Here is an 18739-nt window from a genome sequence, read left to right on the forward strand (position 1 = left end):
TAAACCGCGGGAACGTCTTCTCCCCGACATGAGCAAGCAGGGGACCGCGCCGCCGGAACCGCAGGATTTCGAGCGCGTGCTCTCCTCGATGTGTACGGTACCGCACCCGGCCGCTCGCGAGGCCGCGGAGCGCTTTCTCGCCACTAACCCCGGCGACCCGACGACGTACCAGACCGTCGCGGAACTGGAGCGGGAGGCGGTCGCGACGCTCGGCGAGATGACCGGCCTCCCGGACCCGGAGGGGTACGTGGCCAGCGGCGGCACCGAGGCGAACCTCCAGGCGGTCCGGGCGGCGCGGAACCTCGCCGCGAGCGACGACCCGAACGTCGTCGCACCCGAGAGCGTCCACTTCAGCTTCCAGAAGGCCGCCGACGTGCTCGGCGTGGAACTGCGCCTCGCCCCCACCGACGACCGGCGGGCCGACCCCGCGGCGATGGCGGACCTGGCGGACGAGGACACCGCGCTCGTCGTCGCCGTCGCCGGGACGACGGAGTACGGGCGCGTCGACCCCGTTCCGGCGCTCGCCGAGGTGGCCGAGGACGCTGACGCGCTCCTGCACGTCGACGCCGCGTGGGGCGGGTTCGTCCTCCCCTTCACCGACCGCGACTGGCACTTCGGCCACGCCGCCGTCGACACGATGACGGTCGACCCGCACAAGATGGGCCGGGCGGTCATCCCGGCCGGTGGCTTCCTCGCTCGCGACGAGCGGGTGCTCGACGCGCTCGCGGTCGACACGCCGTATCTCGAATCCACCTCGCAGGCCACGCTGACGGGCACGCGGAGCGGCGCGGGCGTCGCCAGCGCGCAGGCGGCGATGGCGGAACTGTGGCCGGCGGGCTACCGCGAGACGTACGAGCGCGCCCAGGCCAACGCCGAGTGGGTCGCCGACGCGCTCGAAACCCGAGGCTACGAGGTCGTCGACCCCGTGCTGCCGCTCGTCGCGGTCGACGTTCCCCGGGCGACCGTGGAGGCGCTCCGGGACCGCGGCTGGCGCGTCTCGCCGACGAGCGCTGGGGAACTCCGGGTCGTCTGCATGCCCCACGTCACCCGCGAGATGCTGTCGGCGTTCGTGGACGACCTGGACTCGGTGTAAATTCCGGCGTCAAGACTCCTCGACCGGCGAACCGAGGGCGTTCCGCTTCACGCTCTCGATGCCCTTCTTCGCGGCGCGCTTCGAGGAGTAGCCCTGTCCGCTGTCTGCGACGACGTTACCGTTCTGGTGTCGGAGCCGCCAGCGCCACGCGCCGCTTTCGTCCTCGTACACCTCGAAGGTGGCCTGTGCGGGCGGGCGGAACGCCTCGACGGTCGTCCCGTCGGCCTGGGTCACGGCGATGGGCCACGACGCGGGTTCGGCCGTCTCCTCGACGTTGCCGGCGAGGCTCCGGTCGCTTTCTCGGACACGCCCGACGGCCTGGCGAACGTAGTTCGCGGCCGTCGTCCCGTAGCGCTCGACGATGCCGGAGGCGAGCGCCGTCGAGAGGTCGCGGTCCAGCAGCGGTTCGCCGTCCCGCGAGAGGACGACGCGACGTCCCTGCAGTTCGACGCCGGCGTCGGAGTCGGCCCACTCCCCTTCGGCGTCGCTCCGGCCGTCACGACGGTACTCCAGGTCGACGGTCAGCCGGTCGAGGCTGCCTTCGTCGGTTGCGACGGCGGCGGTCACGCGCAGGTTCGGACGAACGACGACGCTGTACTCGTGATCGGGTTGCACAGCCGGATTTGGATGCGGGACGGTATGAGTCTGTTTGCCAGCGGAACTCGCGGCTCGCGTCGAAACGAAAGTTTACAACCCCCGACGACCGAGAGGGACGTGTGCTATCAGGGCTTCTCGCCGCGTTTGCGGACGCAGCCACGGGTGGGGTCGTCCTCGACCTGTTCGGGCTGCAAGCGGCCGTCGAGACCGCGACCGGCTGGCTCGGCCTGGTCATCATCGGCGTCTACTCGTTTCTCATCGCGTTCATCCTGCCGCTGCCGAGCGAGGTGGTCCTCGCCGCCCCGCTGGACCTCGGACTGGGGCAGTCGCTCCGACTGGGAACCATCATCCTCGTCAGCGGGGCCGGCAAGGCGGTCGGGAGCGTGTTCGCGTTCCACATCGGGCACGAAGCCAAGCAGTCGGGACCGGTCATCCGCGCACTCCAGCGCTCGCGGTTCGACGTGGTCGAGTGGTCGGAGAAGAAGACGGTCGCGGTCGCCAGGAAATGGGGGTACGTCGGGCTGGCGATGGCGCTGTCGGTGCCGTTCTTCCCCGACACGCTGTCCATCTACGCGTTCACCATCCTCGAAGAGGACTACGTGAAGTTCGCCGCCGCGACGTTCGTCGGGAGCGTCGGCCGACTGCTCGTCACCGTGGGTGCCGGGGCCGCCGTCTTCGCCATCTCCTGACCCGCGAAGTCGTCGGGAACGCGGCGCGTACGTTTATCCCGGATGACGGACCAAACGCCGGGCGTGACCGAACCGACGGCGGTATCGGAAGACGGCGGAGGGGTCTCGATGCAAAGACAACGCTTAAGCGACGTCCAATCTACCATAAAAGTACGATTATGGGCGTTATAGAGGACGTGTACGGGGACCTCGACGCCGACGTCTCTCTGGAGGAGTTCCGGGAAGCGGTCGAGGACAAAGTCGACCAGATGGGCGGACTGGCGGACGAAGAGACCGCCGCGATGCTCATCGCCCACGAACTCGACGAGGACGAGGTGAACGGGGTCGCCGACGTCGAACCTGGCATGGAGGAGGCGAAGTTCGTCGCGAAGGTCGTCAGCGTCGGCGACGTCCGGACGTTCGAGCGCGACGGCGAGGACGCCGAGGACGGCCACGTCCTGAACGTCGAGGTCGCGGACGAGACTGGCTCCATCCGCATCTCCCTGTGGGACGAGCAGGCGCAGGCCGCGAAGGAGGAACTGGAGAAGGGCCAGGTGCTCCGAATCAAGGGCCGCCCGAAGGAGGGGTACAACGGTACCGAGGTCTCGGTCGACAAGGCCGAACCGGACGAGGACACCGAAATCGACGTCCAGGTCCAGAACACCTACGCCGTCGACGACCTGTCGCTGGGCCTCTCGGACGTGAACCTCCGCGGGAAGCTACTGGACACGGACACGGTCCGCACCTTCGACCGCGACGACGGCTCCCAGGGGAAGGTCTCGAACCTGACCGTGGGCGACGAGACGGGCCGCGTGCGGGTGACGCTCTGGGACGAGCGCGCCGACCTCGCCGAGGAACTCGACCCCGGCATCTCGGTCGAGGTCGTGGACGGATACGTCCGCGAGCGCGACGGGAGCCTCGAACTCCACGTCGGTAACCGCGGCGCGGTCGAGGAGATAGAGGAGGACGTCGAGTACGTCCCCGAGAGCACCGACATCGCCGACCTCGAACTCGGCGACACCGCCGACGTGGCGGGCGTCGTCAGGTCGGCCGACCCCAAGCGCACGTTCGACCGCGACGACGGTTCGGAGGGCCAGGTCCGCAACGTCCGGATTCAGGACGACACGGGCGACCTCCGGGTCGCGCTCTGGGGCGAGAAGGCCGACCGGGAGATAGCGCCCGGCGACGAGGTTCAGTTCGCGGACGTCGAAATCCAGGACGGCTGGGAGGACGACATCGAGGGGTCGGCCGGCTGGCAGTCGACCGTCACGGTCCTGGAGAGCGGTGCGGAGGTCGGCACCGGCACCGACGAATCGAGCGACGACGGCAGCTCCAGCGCGGGGCTCGACGCGTTCGGCGACGACGTCGACGACGGCGGGGACGACACCGCGACTGTCGGCGCGAGCGACGGCGAAAACGAGGACGGCGAGTACGTCGAGTTCACCGGGACGGTCGTTCAGGCGGGCAGTCCGGTCGTGCTCGACGACGGCGAGGAGACGGTGAGCGTCGACACGGACGCGGACGTCCACCTCGGTCAGGAGGTCACCGCCCGCGGCGAACTGCAGGACGGACGGCTCGACGCCGACGACGTGTTCTAGCTGTTGAACGGCTCTTCGTCACGGTGGTTGTCGACGTTCTGCTCGTCGGCAGCGGCGTCTTCGCGGGCCTCGTTCTGTTCGACGTCGGTCTCGTCTTCGAGTTCCTCCTCGCGGGCACGTTCTGCCTCCGCTTCGCCCTCTTGCGCCTGTTCCTCGTCTTTCTCCTTCGCCATCGTTCGGTCGCGCTCGTGGTCGTCGGACATACTCGCGGATTGGGAGTGCATCTTCTTAGGCGTGCTGGCGGTCCCCCTCGTTGTGCGGTTTCCAGGAAACGACGGTAGGGAAAGATTAAGGACGACTGGCTTCCGCCTTTGGACCATGAGCGTTGAGCTTCCGTTTGCGCCGGTCGACACTATCATCCGACGGAATGCGGGGGAACTTCGGGTCAGTGCTGACGCCGCCGAGGAACTCGCCCGCCGTATCCAGCGCCACGGGGCCGAACTCGCCGCCGGCGCGGCCGAGCGAGCGACCGCCGACGGACGGAAGACGCTGATGGCAGAGGATTTCGAGGTCGAACAGGTCGTCGACAAGGACGACCTGACGCTTCCGGTCGCCCCTGTCGACCGTATCGCGCGACTCGACATCGACGACGATTACCGGGTTTCGATGAACGCCCGCATCGCGCTGGCCGACATCCTCGAGGACTACGCCGACAACGTGGCGACGGCGGCCGCGATACTGGCGCGCCACGCGGACCGCAGAACCGTTAAGGCCGAGGACATCGTGACGTACTTCGAACTGTTCGAATGAAGTTCGGCTACAGCGAGGTCTGCCTCGAACACGACACCGGCCAACGCCATCCGGAGAACCCGGATCGGCTGCGGGCCATCCGGAAGACGCTCTCGCGTCGACACGGCGTCGAGTACGTCGAGGCTGACCCTGCAGACGAATCGACGGTGACCGCCGTCCACGACGCCGACTACGTCGAGGAGTTCCGCGAGTTCTGCGCCGACGGCGGCGGTAACTGGGACCCCGACACGGTCGCCGTCGAGGAGAGCTGGGACGCCGCACTCGAGAGCGCGGGCCTCGCTCGCTGGTCGGCCGAGACGGCGCTGGCGGGCGAGGACGGCCGCGACACGCCGTTCGCCATCGGTCGACCGCCGGGCCACCACGCGGTCGTCGACGACGCCATGGGGTTCTGCTTCTTCAACAACGTCGCCGTCGCGGCCCGGTACGCCCTCGACTCGGGCGACGCCGACAGCGTCGCTGTCTTCGACTGGGACGTCCACCACGGCAACGGCACGCAGGACATCTTCGCCGAGGACGGCGACGTGCTCTACTGCTCGCTCCACGAGGACGGCCTCTACCCCGGCACGGGCGAGATAGACGAGGTCGGCGAGAGCGACGGCGCGGGGACGACGCTGAACGCACCGCTGCCCGCGGGGGCCGGCGACCCCGAGTACCGGACGGCGTTCGACGACCTCGTCGAACCCGCGGTCCGGTCGTTCGACCCCGACCTGATACTCGTCAGCGCCGGGTTCGACGCCCACCGCCACGACCCCATCTCCCGGATGCGCGTCTCGACGGAGGGCTACGGGATGCTCACCGCTCGGGTCCGAGACGTGGCCGACGAGACGGCGGCCGCGCTCGGATTCGTGCTCGAAGGCGGCTACAGCCTCGATACGCTCTCGGACGGCGTCGCGATGGTCCACGAGGTGTTCGACGGCCGCGACCCCGTCGTGCCGGAGGAGGACGCCGACGAGGACGTTCGCGACCTCGTCGACGAGGTCCGGGCGTCACACCCCATCTTCGACGGGGATAGCGACTAGGGCCGCGGGTCGAAGTAGCGAGCGAGTTCGACGCCGAACTCCCCGGCGAGGTCGGCCACGGCGTCGCCGCCGGCGAGCAGGTCGTACCCGTCACGTAGCGCGTCCTCGACGTGCACGCCGAGGGCAGCGTCGAACAGCGCGTCGCTCTCCAGGAACGCGGTCGCGGTCGTGAACTTCCGGGGGCGCTCGACCACGTAGCGGCCGTCGTCGACGAACGGACCGTACGTGCGGTCGCCGGACTCCGGGTCGCCGTCGCCGTTCGCGTACTTCTCGTAGAACCCCGCGGCGTGCCGGCGGACGTGGACCGGCGGGCCCTCGTGCCGCTCGACTGCGGGGCGTTCGGCGACGCCGAGTTCGAACAGGAGGACGGCGGAGTCGTCGGCGAACAGGTCGGCGCGCAACACCTCGAACCCCCGCCGTTCGAGGGCCTCGCGGACGCCCGACAGCGACTTGTCCAGCTGGGGGTACAGCTGGTCCTCGACCACGTCCGGCGCGGGAAAGCGCAGCGCGACCGGCGTCGTCCCGCGGTCGGCGACGAACTCGCGCACGTCGGCGGGCGAGAGCGGGTCGGGCGACTCGGGGAAGAAGAGCGACTCCCGGGGGGCGTCCAGCAGTTCGCGGGCGTAGTGCTGGAGGCGCGCGAGATTCGCCGCCGAGAGGACGGCCGCCACGTTGCGCTCGGGGTCGGTGGGGTCGACGACGACCAGCGGGTCGTCGAACTCCCGGGTGCCGTGGTCCTCGGGGTCGAAGCGAACCGGCGGTTGCCAGTCGACCGCCGCTTCGAGCAGCGGGCGGAGGCCGCCGTGTTCGAGGACGAGCAGTTCGGCCAGGAAGCCCGAGAATCCGCGCGTCCGGAGGTCGCTACCGTACGCGCCGATGCCGGTGAGGAACTGCTTGAACACCCGGATGTCGTTCGCCAGGTCGTCGTCCAGGCGCGCTTCGAGGTACCGCGTGTGGAACGGCGTGCGGTCCACCGCCGACCGGATGTCGGTCGCGGACTCGACCCGGTAGCAGGGGACGAGGTCTACCTCGAAGCCCTCGAACTCCCCTTTCACGTAGGGATGTTCGGCGTACTCCTCGTGGCCGTCGGGGAGGACGGCGTGGCCGACGTCGAGGCCGTACGATTCGAGGTCGTCGCGGTCGCAGTCCGGCGGAAACCGCACGAACAGGTCGATGTCGCGGTCGCCGCTGAGCCACGTTCCGCGGGCGGTGCTGCCGACCTGGAGCACGTCCGCCTCGACGGGCAGGTCGTCGACGGCCGACTCCGTGCGCTCGACGAGTCGCTCGACGACCGTCCCGAGGCGCGACCGCTCCTCGGCGTCCGGTTCGACGCGTTCGCGGACCGCCGCGACGACGTCCTCGAAAGCTGCCATTGCCCGAGCGTACCCCTTGATGCGGGGAAAGCGTGTCGATGCCGTCGGGTGAAAGCGAAAGCCCTATCAAACAACTGCGTCTATGAACGATTGCAACGGGCCGTCGTAGCTCAGCTGGTAGAGCACCACGCTGTTAACGTGGTTGTCCCAGGTTCGAGCCCTGGCGACGGCGCTTCTCTCGACGCATCATCGCCACGAGCGTAGCGGCCGTGAGGCGGCGACGGAACGCCGTCGCGCCCGGAGAAAGCCGGTAGGCTAAAGAGGAGGCGTCAAATACGACTACCTGAGCAGGGCCCTTAGCTCAGTCTGGTTAGAGCGCTCGGCTCATAACCGAGTGGTCGATGGTTCGAATCCGTCAGGGCCCATGGAACCTGCGACGCCGGAACCGTTCCGGTCCGACGTCTTCTGCGAGAGAGTTACTCGACGAGCGAAGCGTCCGCACGGGAGCGGGCACGACGAGCGGCGGGACGCCGAACCGCACGTCCGTCTTCCCACGGCCAGACTCGCCTCGCTCGACGCGGACCGACGTGAATTTCTCCCGTCACTACCCCGCCACTTGTTTTGTCCCCTAGCTGTCTCCTCGGCGGTCCGTCTTGCATTCCGAGAGGAAAGGCCGAGACGTTTCGGACGAACGGCTCCGAGACGGTCGAGTAGAGTTCGACGGCGATCCGGTAGAAAAGTAACCTTCCGAACCGTTCTCCAAAACCAGTTTAGCCATATCATAAATAAGTCGGTGGGGTCGGAAGGGAGTGATATGTCGATGTGGCGGCGGTACTCGCTCGGAAATCTGGTGCGCGTTCTGCGCGACCCGCGTCTCCTCCGCGGGGAGACGCGACGACTCCGAGACGACGCTCTCGCGCTGAACGCCCGGTGTTATCGGCTGCTGAACCGCGCGGAGCGCGTCGACGTGATGGACGAGGACTGGGACAACCTGGTCGTCCTCGACGCCTGCCGGTACGACATGTTCGAAGAGCAGACCGACATCGGCGACACCGTGACGAGCAAGCTCTCGCCCGGCAGCGAAAGCTGGGAGTTCATGCAGGAGAGCTTCGTCGGCCGACAACTCCACGACACGGTCTACGTCACCGCCAATCCGCACACCTACAAGCTCCCCAACGACACGTTCCACGCCGTCGTCAACCTGCTCGACGACCACTGGGACGACGAACACCGGACCGTGATGCCCGAGACCGTGGTCGAGCAGACGCTCGCCGCGTTCGAGCGGTATCCCGACAAGCGCGTCGTCGCACACTTCATGCAGCCTCACTTCCCCTTCGTCGGCGAGACGGGCCAGGAGATCGGTCACGCCGGCATAGAGATGCAACTGGACGCCGACGAACGGAGCGAGGAACCCCATCCGTGGAACGCGCTGTTCCACGGCGAGGTGACCGACGAGGAGACCGTCGTCGACGCCTACCGGGAGAACCTCGACGTGGTCGTCCCCCACGTCGAGACCCTCGTCGACCAACTGCCGGGGAAGTCGGTCGTCACCGCCGACCACGGGAATCTCGTCGGCGAGCGGACCTACCCGATTCCGCTCCGGGCGTACGGCCACCCCGGCGGACTACACAAGCGCGAACTCGTCGAGGTGCCGTGGGCCACCGTCGAGGCCGACGAGCGCCGGGCGGTCACCGCCGAACCGCCGGAAGCGCGGGAGGAGATAGACGAGGGCGTGATAGAAGACCGGCTGAAGAGCCTGGGATACCGGGAGTGAGAGCGGGCCGGGGCTACGCCAGCGAGGCGAGACGTGCGACGTAGACGAGGCTGAGGACGTGGTCGTTGGTGTCCAGGTCGTCCGGTTCCTCGCCGTCGAAGCGGTCCACCTCGGAGAAGCCGTGCATGTACGACCGCAGGTCCTCGTGTGCCTCCGGGCTGAGCCAGTCGACGGATTCGTAGTAGTCGAGCGCGGCGTCGGTGTTCGCGAAGCCGGCTTTCTCGACGAGAAAATCGAGCCACTCGAAGACGACGACCTCCGCGCCGTATCGAGTCGGCAGGGATTCGAGATACGGTTTCTCCGGCAGTCGACCGGAGCTCATGAACTGCGTCTGGAGCTTCATCAATTCCTCGCGCTGGCCGAGTCGGAACGCCTCCTCGCCTGACTCCTCGGGCACGTCCAGCGGCGGGTCCTCCTCGTCGGCCATCCTGCGGAGTTCACGCAGGTCGTAGTCGCCGGGTTAGACGGTCATCTCTGCTGTTTCGAATACAAGCTACCCTACCTATTTAACTCTTGGTGCGACTAGAATCGAATGTAAACGGGAACTCGTCCGCTGAATGGCGCTCTCACGGAACTCTGTGTTCCTTCGCTGTTATATCGTCGGTCAATGTCCTGCATGCCGTCTCGTCCCCTCCGAGCGGACGCGCCGTCCCCGCCTGCGCCCGGCGTCCTCGACCGTCACGGGCGGAACTCCTGCTCCCAAAAGGTAACCATTATACTGCGCGGGGACCCGGGCTAGGATATGCAACGACGTGCAGCGGGAGTATACGTCGCGGTCTTTCTCATCATCGCTGCCGGGGCGTACTCGCTCATCGGGGCCGCCCAGGAACCGACTATCGAGGTCGACAACCCGCAGAAGACGCTCGAGAGCCAGGGACAGAACGTCACCGTCGACGGCCGACAGTACAACGTCACGTCGCTCGGCGGAGGGTCCGCGGAGGTGGCGTGGACCAATGAGTCAGCACGCTTCAGCAAGACGCTGAGCAACAACACGACGGTCCAGTACCAGAACGAGACCCGCCGGGTGGTCATCCCCAACACGTCCGACCCCAATCGGGCGACGCTCCGCGAGGTACAGAACCTGAGCAACGACACGCAGACAGTCACCCAGAACAACGAAACGTTCGTCGTCACCAACGGAAGCCAGGGCAACAAGACGCTGGTGCCCGTCGACGAGTACAAGCGCCAGCAGTTCGGCGAACCGAACACCACCACGCTCCAACAGGGCAACAATTTCCAGTTCGCCAACAACTCGACGACGGTCGCGAACATCACCAACCAGTCCGTCGTCCTGCGGTGGACCGCTCCGAAGACGAACACCGTCTCCATCAGCGACGGTAGCACCGTCACGCTCGGGCCGAACAACAAGCGATTCGTCGCCCACGCCGAAAACGGGAAGATGTTGCTGTCGACGAACGTGAAAGCCTACAACGAGCAGAAGAGCGAGATAGCACACTTCAACGAGCGCATCGCGGGCCTCTGGGGCGTCACCATCATCAGCTTCCTCGCAGCGGTCCTGCTGGGGATGCTCGGCTACCTGCCCAACAAGGGCTGAAAACGACTCCTCTACTTCTGCGTCGCGAGCCACGCCAGGCCAGCGCCGACGCCGACGGCCGCGAGCGCGCCGAAAATCTGTCCGGCCGCGAGGACGAGGCTACCGGATTTGTATGCCCACGGCGTCCCGACGAGCGTCGCGATACCGACCAGGGCGAGGAAGACGCCGACGACGGTTCCGAGCGATCCGAGCGAGTCCGAAGCGAAACTGTTCATGTCGATGCTGTGAGCGCGGGTGACTTATAATCCCTCCTGAACTGTGCCGTCGTTTTTCCGGGGGACGGTCGTCGGTTGCAGCGAACGACCATACGCTGCGGGGTCTCCACCCATCTGGAGGTCAGAGATGCGTCTGGCCGAATATTTGCTTCAAAGAAGCGGGCTGGAAGGGATTTGAACCCCTGACCGTCTGGTTAAAAGCCAGACGCTCTGCCTAACTGAGCTACCAGCCCTCACCGAGTCTTGCGGGTGATGACGGTTAAACGTTTACCATTCCCGAGCGGACGGGGGCGATACCCGCAAACGAACTCCTTTTGAGTCCGGGAACCCCAGTTCCCTCCATGGCTACCGAACAAGCGTCCGAACAACGAGCGGCCCACCTGCGGAGCGTCACGGTCACGGCGATAGCAGCCCTGGCCGGCATCGCCGCGGGCGTCGCTTCCGCGTCCGTCGTCGGGACGACGAACGCGGCGGCAAGCGACCAGATGGGTCTGGCCATCGTGCTCGGATTCACCGTGGTCCAGCTGCCGCTCGTTCGCGCGCTCGGCTACGAGCTCGACGGCGCGAAAGACTACCTGTACGTGGCGTTCATGACGTTCTCGCTGTGGTTCATCACGTGGGGCATTCTGCTGACTAACCACGTCCAGGTGTAACCATGGCGGACGACAGTATCGCGGTCGTGGACCTGGAGCGCTGCCAGCCCGACCGCTGCAATTACGAGTGCAAGAACTACTGTCCGCCGAACCGGACCGGCAAGGAGTGCATCACGCTCCGCGGTGAGGACGCGGACGACGGCCAGCCCGACCAGATCGAGATCAGCGAGGAGATCTGTCTGGGCGAGACCTGCGGCATCTGCGTCGAGAAGTGCCCGTTCGACGCCATCGAGATCATCAACCTGCCCCAGGAGCTCCAGGACGACCCCGCCCACCGCTACGGCGAGAACGCCTTCTCGCTGTACGGTCTGCCCGTCCCTCAGGAAGGCCAGGTCACTGGCATCCTCGGGCCGAACGGGAGCGGGAAGACGACGGCCGTGCGGATTCTGGCGGGCGAACTCGCGCCGAACCTCGGCCGGTTCGGGAAGCCGCCGGACTGGGACGCGGTCCTCGAACGTTACCGCGGGACGGAGCTCCAGGACTACCTCGCGGACGTGCGCGACGGCGACGTGACCGTCGCGCGCAAGCCCCAGTACGTCGACAAGATTCCGGACCGGTTCGACGGCAACACCGCCGAACTGCTGGAGCCGACGAACGAGCGGGGCGCGCTCGACGACCTGCTCGAACGGCTCGACATCGAACACGTCCTCGACCAGGACATCGACAGCCTGTCGGGCGGCGAACTCCAGCGCGTCGCGATAGTGGCGTGTCTCGCCCGCGACGCCGACTTCTACTTCCTCGACGAGATAACGCCGTACCTCGACATCAGCCAGCGCGTCGCGGTCGCGCGTCTCGTCCAGGAGATGGCGGAGGAGCAGGACCGGTCGATGCTCGTCGTCGAGCACGACCTCGCCATCCTCGACCTCGTCGCGGACAACCTCCACGTCGCCTACGGCGAACCGGGCGCGTACGGCGTCATCACGTCGCCGAAGTCGGTGCGCAACGGCATCAACGAGTACCTGCACGGGTACCTCGACAACGAGAACATGCGCATCCGGCCGAACCCCATCGAGTTCGAGGAGCACGCGCCCCGGGTCGCGACCCACGCCGACGTGCTCGCGGAGTACCCCGACCTCTCGAAGTCGTACGGCGAGGGCGAGTTCGGTCTCGACGTGGAGGGCGGGACGATTCACGAGAACGAGGTGCTGGGCGTCGTCGGTCCGAACGGCATCGGGAAGTCGACGTTCGCCCAGCTGCTCGCCGGGCGACTCGAACCGGACGAGGGCGAACTGGACTTCCGGCTGGACATCTCCTACAAGCCCCAGTACATCGAGATAGACCAGCCGATGCGGGTCGACGCGTTCCTCTCCTCGCTTACAGACGACTTCGGGTCGTCGTACTGGAACACCGAGATCGCACAGCCGCTCCAGTTGGAGAGCATCATGGAGCAGAACCTCACGGACCTCTCGGGCGGCGAGCGCCAGCGCGTCGCCATCGCGGCCTGCCTCTCCGAGTCCGCCGACCTCTACCTGCTCGACGAGCCGTCGGCGTACCTCGACGTCGAACAGCGCGTCCGCGCCACGCAGGCCATCCGCCGGTTCGCCGAGATGCAGGACGCCACCGTGCTCGTCATCGACCACGACATCTACATGATCGACCTGCTGGCGGACCGCCTGATGGTGTTCGACGGCGAACCCGCAGAGCACGGTCACGCCGGCAAGCCGAAGGGGATGCGCGAGGGGATGAACGACTTCCTCTCGAACCTCGACATCACCTTCCGTCGCGACGAGAACGTCGGCCGCCCGCGCATCAACAAGCCGGGCAGCCAGCTCGACCGCAAACAGAAGACGGAAGGCGAGTACTACTACACCTGACCCGACCGCGGTCGGCCGCGGTCGGACAACGTTCGACTCTTCTCGGAGCGCTCGACGCGATTCGTCGCCGGAGTTCGGTCAGTGTCGCACGTCGGCCAGCGACTCCTGGACGGCGACGCCGAGCGTGTGTCGGAAGCCGGGACTGAGCGCGACCAGCGCCACGCCGTACGCCGCGGCCCCGGTCCCCACGAGCACGCCGAGGTCGACCCACGACCGGACCGGGAGCGCGGCGTGGGCGGCGGAAGCGACGGCGAAGGTGACGAGGCTCGCGCCGACCTGCGCCGCCATCGGCCGGGAGACGGGCGCGAACTCGGCCACCGACGACCACAGGAAGGCGACCGCTCCGGCGTACCGCAGCGCCTCGGCGACGACGGTGGCGGCGACCACGCCGATGGGCCCGAAGCGGAGCGTCAGGACGACGCCGAGCACGACGTTCACGGCGAGCGCGACGGCCGAGAGTCCCATCGCCACGTCCGGTCGGTCGAGGCCGTTTATCGCCTGCAGGAGCGGCCCCGTCTGGGTACGCAGGACGCGGTACAGGGCCAGACCGACGAGCAGCGTGGCCGCGTTCCGGTACGCCGGGCCGTAGACGGTGACGACGAGGGGGCGAGCGAGCGCGACGGCTCCGGCGAGCATCGGGAACGCCAGCAGGCCGGCGTACGCGACCGTGTTCGACACGTCCTGGCCGACGCCCTCGCCGTTGGCCGCGCGCCCGCTCACCTTGGCCATCAGCCCCCGGCCCGCCACGTCCGCGACGAAGACGGCGGGCATGGTGAGCATCCACGCCACCTCGTAGAAGCCAGCGGCGGCGGGCACGAGCAGGTAGCCGAGCAGGAGCAGGTCGAGGCGGTCGTAGGCGGTGCCGAGCGCCGACGACGGAACGCTGTAGCGGGCGTAGTCGGCGAGGCTGCCGAGGAACGCCCGCGAGGGCAGTTCGGGGCGAGCGGCGACGAAATAGGAGACGACGGGGAGGGCCAGCAGCGATGCGGCCGCCAGCCCGTACACCATCCCGGCCGCGCCGATGAGCGCGACGAGGGCAATCTGCAGGGGCAGGGTCAGCACCGAGCGCAGGGCGTCGATCCACGTCGCGACGCTGATTCGCCCGCGACCCTGGACGAGGCTCTCTACCGTCTCGTAGGTCGACTCGCTGGCGAGCAGGAGGACGGCGAGCAGGGGCGCGGCAGCCAGCCCGGTGTAGTCCGCGAGCGCGTCCCCGGCGAGCAGCGCGGCGACCCCGGCGACCCCGACCCAGCCGAGGTCGAAGAGCAATTGCGCGCCGAACGCGGGCGACCGGAGCGCGTCGCTCTCCGAGAGCCGCTTTTTCGCCGCGAGCGACCAGCCGTTCATCGGGCGGTCCGCGAGTTTGACGACCGCCAACAGGAGGTAGACGCCGCCGAACGCCGACGGGCCGAGCCAGCGAGCGAAGATTATCGTCCCGGCGAAACCGACGGCGGCCATCGCGAACTGCGCTATCGCGCCGCCGAACGTCTCTCGGCTCAGGCTGACGTCGGCCGCCTCGCTCCGTTCGTCGTCCGCCACGGTCTATCCTTTCTCCGGCACGGGTTTACGTTCTTCCGTCACGGCGTCGCACCACCGACTCAGGCGTACCCGAGGTCGCGCAGTTGCGCCTCGACCGCCTCCGAGACGGCCACGTCGTCGCTGACGTCCCGGCGGTCGAGGTCGGCGACGAGTGCGTCGATGCGTTCCCGCGGGTCGTCGAGGTCGCCCTCCTCGCGGAAGCCGTCAGGCGTCTCCCAGCCGTAGTAGCCCGGGGCGGCCAGCGCGTGGAGTTCCCGGTCGAGCGCCGCGGCGTCGATTCCGTCCCGGGCGAGCGCGGCCCGGTGGCGGTCGGTCAGCCCGTGGTACTCGACGAGCCAGTCGCGGTCGCCCGGACCCCCGAGCAGGTCGCGACCCCGCGAGTCGCCGTCGAGGTCGGCCAGTTCGAGCACCGTCCGGTGGACGTCGAGCAGGCTCACCGTCTCGCGTCGTTCGCCGCCGAGGCCGTCGCCGGAGATGCAGAGCGGAATCCGCGTGATCTCGGGGGCGAGCCCGCAGAGGTGCTCCCAGTCGCCGCGCTCGCCGAGGGCCTCGCCGTGGTCCGAGAGGGTGACGACGTAGTCGAACTGCTCCCGGAGCTCCGCGAATATCTCGCGGTAGCGGTCTGAGAGGTAGCGCACGCTGTCGTCGTACGCCCGCCGGACGCGGTCGGGGTCGGCGACCGGTTCGCCCAGCGTCGCGCGGAGGCCGTTGAGTTCGGGCGGTTCGACGGTGCGGTACTCCTCGGGCGGGTCGTAGGGCGTGTGGGCCTCCATCAGGTTGACGAAGAGAAACTCCCCGTCGCCGAAGTCGGCGTCGCGGACGAACGCCAGGGCCTCCTCGGCCCCGTCGTCGCGCGTCGACCGACCCCAGCCGAGGTCGCGGAGTTTGAGGAGCGCGCCGCGCTTCAGCGAGGGGACGGTCGCACAGTCGCCCGCCAGCACCTCCTTCAGCGCGAGCAGGTACCGTTGGGGTCCCATGTCGTCGGTCTCGACGATGAACCGGTCCCAGTCGAAGCTGTTCTCGGCGAGCGCCCGGAGCCGCCAGCTACCCTCGAACTGGTCGAACCCCCGGTGGAAGTCGAACGGCCGGGAGACGTTGACGTTCGCGCTGAACGCCCGCGTCATGTACCCCGCCGCGCCGAACCGCTCGGCGAGGACGGGGGCGGGGCAGTCGAGCAGTTGCGCGCCGGCGTAGACGCCGAGTTCGCTGGCGTACCGGCCCGCGAACAGCGAGGCGTGGGCCGGTACGGTCCAGTGGCTCGTGGAGTAGGCGCGCTCGAACCGCACACCGGGCAGCCAGTCGAAGTGCTCGTCGAACGCGTCCTTCCGGAGGGTGTCCAGGACGACGACTGCGACGTTCATGTGTACCCGAGTGCGTCGAGTCGTTCGGAAACCGATACGTCGGCGCCCGCGTTCGCCGGGGCCGGCCGCGCGAGGTCGGGGTCGTGGTCGCCCGTGTCGCGGGCGCTCGTGACGACCCACGGAACCTCTCGGAGGGCGCGGATGGGCACCCGGTCGGGGTGGCCGTAGACGCCCCACTCGCCGAAGGCGTTGCCGTGGTCGGCCGTGAGCACGACGCGGTCGGCGTCGACGCTGTCGAGCAGGAGCGCAACGTCGTCCAGGACGTACCGGAGGTTCGCCCGGAACGAACGCCACACCCGGTCGCCGGAGAGGTCGCCGCGCCGCAGTCGCTCCCAGACGCCGACCCGGTCGCCGAACTCGTCGCGGCTCATCGCGCCGCCGGGCAGCGGGTCCGGCAGCGACGGGAAGTGCGGTTGCATGTAGTGGACGACCAGTCGTTCGGGGTCGCGGTCGCGGGCCGCGGCGACGGCGCGGTCCGTGACGGCGCGGGCGGGGACCGTCCCCCTGTCGTCGTCCCAGGCGTCGCGCCACACCTCATCGAGCAGGGCGAACTCGTCGGCATCGAGGTGGTCGGCGGAGTTCGGGTTCGCGGTGACGTGGACGGTGTCCGAGCAGTCCCGGTCGCCGAAGTTCGCCCGCATCCACTCGTCGGAGCGGGTGCCGGCCGACTCGAACCGGCCGACGCGACCGACGAACGCGTACTCGTCGGCGACCTCCCGCATCAGGTCGACCCGGCACCCGTCGAGGACGACGAGGACGTCCCACTCCCTGTCGTAGACGGACTCGCCGTAGTCGGTGCGCTCGCCGACGCGCCGGAGCAGGCCCTTGTAGAACTCGTAGGCCGACTTCTCCGCGCCGCTCCAGCCCTCCGTCCGGACGCGCTCGCCCGTCTCGACGAGCCAGTCGTGTAGCGTCACGAGTTCCCTCCCGCGTACCGAACCCGGTCCACGGCGTCCCAGAACCCCCGCCGCCAGAGCCAATCGTTGACCCGGCCGAGCGCGGTGTCCGGGACGATGCGCTCCTCGTAGCGTCGGGGGTACTCCCGCCGGAGGCGCGCCTCCTTCTCGTCGTCGATGCTCGCCCGCGGGGAGTCCGGATGGACCATCACCATCCCGTGGTCGTACCGGCACCGACCCCGGTCCTCCATTCGCCAGCCGAACTCGGTGTCGTCGCGCCAGCCCGCGTAGGCCGACCGGAAACCGCCCGCGGCGAGCGCGGTCTCGCGGTCGACGGCGAGATTGCAACCGACGTACAGTCCGGTACCGCGGTAGGTGCGGCCACCCTCGACGCGGCCCTCGACGCAGACGGCGTCGCCCGCGAGCGCGTCCCGGACGCGGGCGAGCCACTCCGGCGGCGGCCGGCAGTCGTCGTCGGTGAGCGCGACGATGTCTGCCGTCGCGGCCTCGATGCCGGCGTTGCGCGCCTCGCAGATGTCGAGGTCGGCGTCGTCGACGACCAGCACCTCGAACTCCTCGACGGTCCCTTCGCGGAGCGCGTCGACGACGGCGTCGTGGTCGTTCGCCGGCACCGTCGGAATCACGACGGAGACGTCGGGGTCAGCTGACGTGCGGGGTTTCCGTATCATCTACGTCGACCGCGGCGCGCTCGGTGGCGGCGTCCGCGTGGGTTCGGTTGACGACGGTCACGAGGTCCTCGGCGAACGTCTCGTAGTCGTATCGGCCGGCGAACCGCTGAATCTCGTCGGCGTCGAACGCACCGGGGTCGAACCGGCGGACCGTCTCGCGCAGGGACTCGACGGTGGGTTCGAACCGGAGGCCGGTCGTCCCCTCGACGACCTGGTGGCGGGTGAACCCCTCGTTCACGCCGAGCAGGGGTTTGCCGGCCGACAGCGCCTCCGCGCCGACGAGACCGAAGTCCTCGTTTCGCGGGGCGTAGACGACCGCGGTGGCGCGGGCGACGAGCGACTCCACGTCGTCGACGTAGCCCAGAATCTCGACGTTGTCGTGGCCGGCCGCCATCGCTTCGAGTTCCTCGCGCTGCTCGCCGTCGCCGGCGACGAGCAGACGCTCGTCCAGCCCCGCGAACGCCTCGACGACGAGGTCGATGCGCTTCTCTGGCGCGAGCCGCGACCACGTCACGAAGTAGCCGTCGTCGCCCTCCGTTCGCCAGTCGCCGGTGACCGGCGGGTAGACGACGGCGGCGGTACGGTCGTAGTAACGCTGGATGCGGTCGGCGACGAGTTCGCTGTTGGCGACGAAGCGGTCGACGTAGTCGTTGCCCTCCTTGTCGAGCGCCCGCCAGAGTTTCGCGTACGCTCGTATCGCGAATCCGACGCCGGGGTAGTCCAGCGCGGCGAGTCGGTCGCGGAAGAGGTCGTACAGCCATCGCGGCGGACTGTGGGGGTAGTGGATGACGGTCTGGTCCACGTCGGGCACGTACGACTTCGACAGCGGCGCGCTCTCCAGCAGCACGTCGTACTCCGCGAGGTCTTTGTGGGCGTCGGTCAGGTCGAGCGAGACCGACAGCGTCTCGAAGGGGTTCATCCCCTCGTTCTGCCACTCGAGGAGTCGTCCGGAGAGGCCGCTGGTGTACTTGTCCTGGCGCACCGGGACGACCCGAACGTCGTCCGGCAGGTCCGTCCCCGACGCGACGTAGGTCGTGTAGATGGGCGCGTCCAGCACTCGCGCCGCCTCGATGGCGAACCGCTCGCCACCGCCCATGCCGGGGAACCGGTCGTGCAACACCGCCGCGGAAACGTCCTCGATGTCCTCTCTCATTGCCCAATCCGAGCTTGCCGGTAGTACACCATCTCCACTTATAAATTGAATG

19 protein-coding genes and 3 tRNA genes are annotated in these 18739 nt (G+C 68.3%); 11 read left to right on the forward strand and 11 right to left on the reverse strand.

Annotated elements, in window-relative coordinates; translation table 11 throughout:
- The first annotated feature begins 28 nt into the window (after nucleotides 1-28).
- A complete protein-coding gene (gene mfnA / locus ACRYA2_RS07205; RefSeq protein WP_433625861.1) occupies nucleotides 29-1093 on the forward strand; it encodes a tyrosine decarboxylase MfnA in 1065 nt (354 codons plus the stop codon).
- A gap of 9 nt (nucleotides 1094-1102) precedes the next feature.
- Here the strand turns inward: mfnA and ACRYA2_RS07210 are convergent, their stop codons facing one another.
- Nucleotides 1103-1708, reverse strand: a complete 606-nt coding sequence (locus ACRYA2_RS07210) for an HVO_2922 family protein (RefSeq protein ID WP_433625864.1) — start codon at nucleotides 1706-1708, stop codon at nucleotides 1103-1105.
- 101 nt (nucleotides 1709-1809) lie between these two features.
- Between ACRYA2_RS07210 and ACRYA2_RS07215 the strand changes: the two genes are divergently transcribed.
- Together ACRYA2_RS07215 and ACRYA2_RS07220 are read left to right on the forward strand one after the other, a co-directional pair.
- A complete protein-coding gene (locus ACRYA2_RS07215; RefSeq protein WP_433625866.1) occupies nucleotides 1810-2379 on the forward strand; it encodes a YqaA family protein in 570 nt (189 codons plus the stop codon).
- A 158-nt stretch (nucleotides 2380-2537) separates the two neighbouring features.
- Nucleotides 2538-3956 (forward strand): single-stranded DNA binding protein, encoded by a 1419-nt coding sequence (locus tag ACRYA2_RS07220; protein WP_433625869.1) that lies wholly within the window; start codon nucleotides 2538-2540, stop codon nucleotides 3954-3956.
- Here the strand turns inward: ACRYA2_RS07220 and ACRYA2_RS07225 are convergent.
- The gene (locus tag ACRYA2_RS07225) at nucleotides 3953-4159 is read right to left on the reverse strand and encodes a hypothetical protein (RefSeq protein ID WP_433625871.1); all 207 of its coding nucleotides are present in this window, start codon (nucleotides 4157-4159) and stop codon (nucleotides 3953-3955) included. The two genes, ACRYA2_RS07220 and ACRYA2_RS07225, sit on opposite strands and share 4 nt — an antisense overlap.
- Before the next feature lie 115 nt (nucleotides 4160-4274).
- Here ACRYA2_RS07225 and ACRYA2_RS07230 point away from each other — a divergent pair, with 115 nt between their 5' ends.
- Both ACRYA2_RS07230 and ACRYA2_RS07235 read left to right on the forward strand, forming a co-directional pair.
- Nucleotides 4275-4706, forward strand: coding sequence for a histone (locus ACRYA2_RS07230; RefSeq protein ID WP_113279176.1), 432 nt, complete (start codon nucleotides 4275-4277; stop codon nucleotides 4704-4706).
- Nucleotides 4703-5725 (forward strand): histone deacetylase family protein, encoded by a 1023-nt coding sequence (locus tag ACRYA2_RS07235; protein ID WP_433625874.1) that lies wholly within the window; start codon nucleotides 4703-4705, stop codon nucleotides 5723-5725. The genes ACRYA2_RS07230 and ACRYA2_RS07235 overlap by 4 nt, the downstream gene beginning before the upstream one ends.
- Here the strand turns inward: ACRYA2_RS07235 and cca are convergent.
- The gene (cca, locus tag ACRYA2_RS07240) at nucleotides 5722-7098 is read right to left on the reverse strand and encodes a CCA tRNA nucleotidyltransferase (RefSeq protein WP_433625876.1); all 1377 of its coding nucleotides are present in this window, start codon (nucleotides 7096-7098) and stop codon (nucleotides 5722-5724) included. The genes ACRYA2_RS07235 and cca overlap by 4 nt on opposite strands.
- A 99-nt stretch (nucleotides 7099-7197) precedes the next feature.
- On the opposite strand from cca, the gene ACRYA2_RS07245 reads away from it, so the two are divergent.
- The 3 genes from ACRYA2_RS07245 to ACRYA2_RS07255 all read left to right on the forward strand — a co-directional run bounded on the left by ACRYA2_RS07245 (nucleotide 7198) and on the right by ACRYA2_RS07255 (nucleotide 8812).
- Nucleotides 7198-7270 (forward strand) — tRNA-Asn (locus ACRYA2_RS07245).
- A gap of 118 nt (nucleotides 7271-7388) precedes the next feature.
- Nucleotides 7389-7463, forward strand: a tRNA-Ile gene (locus ACRYA2_RS07250).
- A gap of 389 nt (nucleotides 7464-7852) precedes the next feature.
- Nucleotides 7853-8812 carry a hypothetical protein gene (locus tag ACRYA2_RS07255; protein ID WP_433625878.1) on the forward strand — a complete coding sequence of 320 codons (960 nt, stop codon included), beginning with the start codon at nucleotides 7853-7855 and terminating at the stop codon, nucleotides 8810-8812.
- Between the two features lie 13 nt (nucleotides 8813-8825).
- On the opposite strand, the gene ACRYA2_RS07260 is transcribed toward ACRYA2_RS07255, so the two are convergent.
- Nucleotides 8826-9239: a FlaD/FlaE family flagellar protein gene (locus ACRYA2_RS07260; protein WP_433625880.1), complete on the reverse strand. Its 414-nt coding sequence runs from the start codon at nucleotides 9237-9239 to the stop codon at nucleotides 8826-8828.
- 315 nt (nucleotides 9240-9554) lie between these two features.
- Here ACRYA2_RS07260 and ACRYA2_RS07265 point away from each other — a divergent pair, with 315 nt between their 5' ends.
- A complete protein-coding gene (locus tag ACRYA2_RS07265; RefSeq protein ID WP_433625882.1) occupies nucleotides 9555-10367 on the forward strand; it encodes a hypothetical protein in 813 nt (270 codons plus the stop codon).
- An 11-nt stretch (nucleotides 10368-10378) separates the two neighbouring features.
- On the opposite strand, the gene ACRYA2_RS07270 is transcribed toward ACRYA2_RS07265, so the two are convergent.
- Both ACRYA2_RS07270 and ACRYA2_RS07275 read right to left on the reverse strand, forming a co-directional pair.
- Nucleotides 10379-10582: a DUF8123 family protein gene (locus ACRYA2_RS07270; RefSeq protein WP_433625885.1), complete on the reverse strand. Its 204-nt coding sequence runs from the start codon at nucleotides 10580-10582 to the stop codon at nucleotides 10379-10381.
- A gap of 159 nt (nucleotides 10583-10741) precedes the next feature.
- A tRNA-Lys gene (locus tag ACRYA2_RS07275) sits at nucleotides 10742-10815 on the reverse strand.
- A gap of 108 nt (nucleotides 10816-10923) precedes the next feature.
- Here ACRYA2_RS07275 and ACRYA2_RS07280 point away from each other — a divergent pair.
- Together ACRYA2_RS07280 and ACRYA2_RS07285 are read left to right on the forward strand one after the other, a co-directional pair.
- Nucleotides 10924-11235: an EMC6-like membrane protein gene (locus tag ACRYA2_RS07280; RefSeq protein ID WP_113279169.1), complete on the forward strand. Its 312-nt coding sequence runs from the start codon at nucleotides 10924-10926 to the stop codon at nucleotides 11233-11235.
- A 2-nt stretch (nucleotides 11236-11237) separates the two neighbouring features.
- Entirely contained in the window at nucleotides 11238-13049 is a 1812-nt protein-coding gene (locus ACRYA2_RS07285) for a ribosome biogenesis/translation initiation ATPase RLI (RefSeq protein WP_433625888.1), read from the forward strand.
- 78 nt (nucleotides 13050-13127) lie between these two features.
- Here ACRYA2_RS07285 and ACRYA2_RS07290 read toward each other — a convergent pair whose 3' ends face one another.
- From ACRYA2_RS07290 to ACRYA2_RS07310, 5 genes are read right to left on the reverse strand one after another with little or no spacing between them, the layout of a single operon-like run.
- Nucleotides 13128-14588, reverse strand: a complete 1461-nt coding sequence (locus ACRYA2_RS07290) for a lipopolysaccharide biosynthesis protein (protein ID WP_433625890.1) — start codon at nucleotides 14586-14588, stop codon at nucleotides 13128-13130.
- 59 nt (nucleotides 14589-14647) lie between these two features.
- Complete coding sequence (locus tag ACRYA2_RS07295; protein ID WP_433625893.1) at nucleotides 14648-15949, reverse strand: sulfatase-like hydrolase/transferase; 1302 nt, start codon at nucleotides 15947-15949, stop codon at nucleotides 14648-14650.
- Complete coding sequence (locus ACRYA2_RS07300; RefSeq protein ID WP_433625896.1) at nucleotides 15946-16866, reverse strand: hypothetical protein; 921 nt, start codon at nucleotides 16864-16866, stop codon at nucleotides 15946-15948. The genes ACRYA2_RS07295 and ACRYA2_RS07300 overlap by 4 nt, the downstream gene beginning before the upstream one ends.
- Entirely contained in the window at nucleotides 16863-17534 is a 672-nt protein-coding gene (locus ACRYA2_RS07305) for a glycosyltransferase family 2 protein (RefSeq protein ID WP_433625899.1), read from the reverse strand. Before ACRYA2_RS07305 ends, ACRYA2_RS07300 begins: the two co-directional genes overlap by 4 nt.
- The gene (locus ACRYA2_RS07310) at nucleotides 17506-18687 is read right to left on the reverse strand and encodes a glycosyltransferase (protein ID WP_433625901.1); all 1182 of its coding nucleotides are present in this window, start codon (nucleotides 18685-18687) and stop codon (nucleotides 17506-17508) included. Before ACRYA2_RS07310 ends, ACRYA2_RS07305 begins: the two co-directional genes overlap by 29 nt.
- Nucleotides 18688-18739 lie beyond the last annotated feature (52 nt).

The sequence above is a fragment of the Halomicrococcus pelagicus genome (assembly GCF_050954125.1).

What these genes read in the sequence shown, in the direction of transcription:
- ACRYA2_RS07230 (WP_113279176.1), top strand. Translation starts at nt 4,275, where the DNA reads ATGAGCGTTGAGCTTCCGTTTGCGCCGGTCGACACTATCATCCGACGG.
- ACRYA2_RS07255 (WP_433625878.1), top strand. Translation starts at nt 7,853, where the DNA reads ATGTCGATGTGGCGGCGGTACTCGCTCGGAAATCTGGTGCGCGTTCTG.
- ACRYA2_RS07220 (WP_433625869.1), top strand. Translation starts at nt 2,538, where the DNA reads ATGGGCGTTATAGAGGACGTGTACGGGGACCTCGACGCCGACGTCTCT.
- ACRYA2_RS07235 (WP_433625874.1), top strand. Translation starts at nt 4,703, where the DNA reads ATGAAGTTCGGCTACAGCGAGGTCTGCCTCGAACACGACACCGGCCAA.
- ACRYA2_RS07280 (WP_113279169.1), top strand. Translation starts at nt 10,924, where the DNA reads ATGGCTACCGAACAAGCGTCCGAACAACGAGCGGCCCACCTGCGGAGC.
- ACRYA2_RS07260 (WP_433625880.1), bottom strand. Translation starts at nt 9,239, where the DNA reads ATGGCCGACGAGGAGGACCCGCCGCTGGACGTGCCCGAGGAGTCAGGC.
- ACRYA2_RS07285 (WP_433625888.1), top strand. Translation starts at nt 11,238, where the DNA reads ATGGCGGACGACAGTATCGCGGTCGTGGACCTGGAGCGCTGCCAGCCC.
- ACRYA2_RS07265 (WP_433625882.1), top strand. Translation starts at nt 9,555, where the DNA reads ATGCAACGACGTGCAGCGGGAGTATACGTCGCGGTCTTTCTCATCATC.
- cca (WP_433625876.1), bottom strand. Translation starts at nt 7,098, where the DNA reads ATGGCAGCTTTCGAGGACGTCGTCGCGGCGGTCCGCGAACGCGTCGAA.
- ACRYA2_RS07310 (WP_433625901.1), bottom strand. Translation starts at nt 18,687, where the DNA reads ATGAGAGAGGACATCGAGGACGTTTCCGCGGCGGTGTTGCACGACCGG.
- ACRYA2_RS07295 (WP_433625893.1), bottom strand. Translation starts at nt 15,949, where the DNA reads ATGAACGTCGCAGTCGTCGTCCTGGACACCCTCCGGAAGGACGCGTTC.
- ACRYA2_RS07305 (WP_433625899.1), bottom strand. Translation starts at nt 17,534, where the DNA reads ATGATACGGAAACCCCGCACGTCAGCTGACCCCGACGTCTCCGTCGTG.
- ACRYA2_RS07225 (WP_433625871.1), bottom strand. Translation starts at nt 4,159, where the DNA reads ATGTCCGACGACCACGAGCGCGACCGAACGATGGCGAAGGAGAAAGAC.
- ACRYA2_RS07270 (WP_433625885.1), bottom strand. Translation starts at nt 10,582, where the DNA reads ATGAACAGTTTCGCTTCGGACTCGCTCGGATCGCTCGGAACCGTCGTC.
- mfnA (WP_433625861.1), top strand. Translation starts at nt 29, where the DNA reads ATGAGCAAGCAGGGGACCGCGCCGCCGGAACCGCAGGATTTCGAGCGC.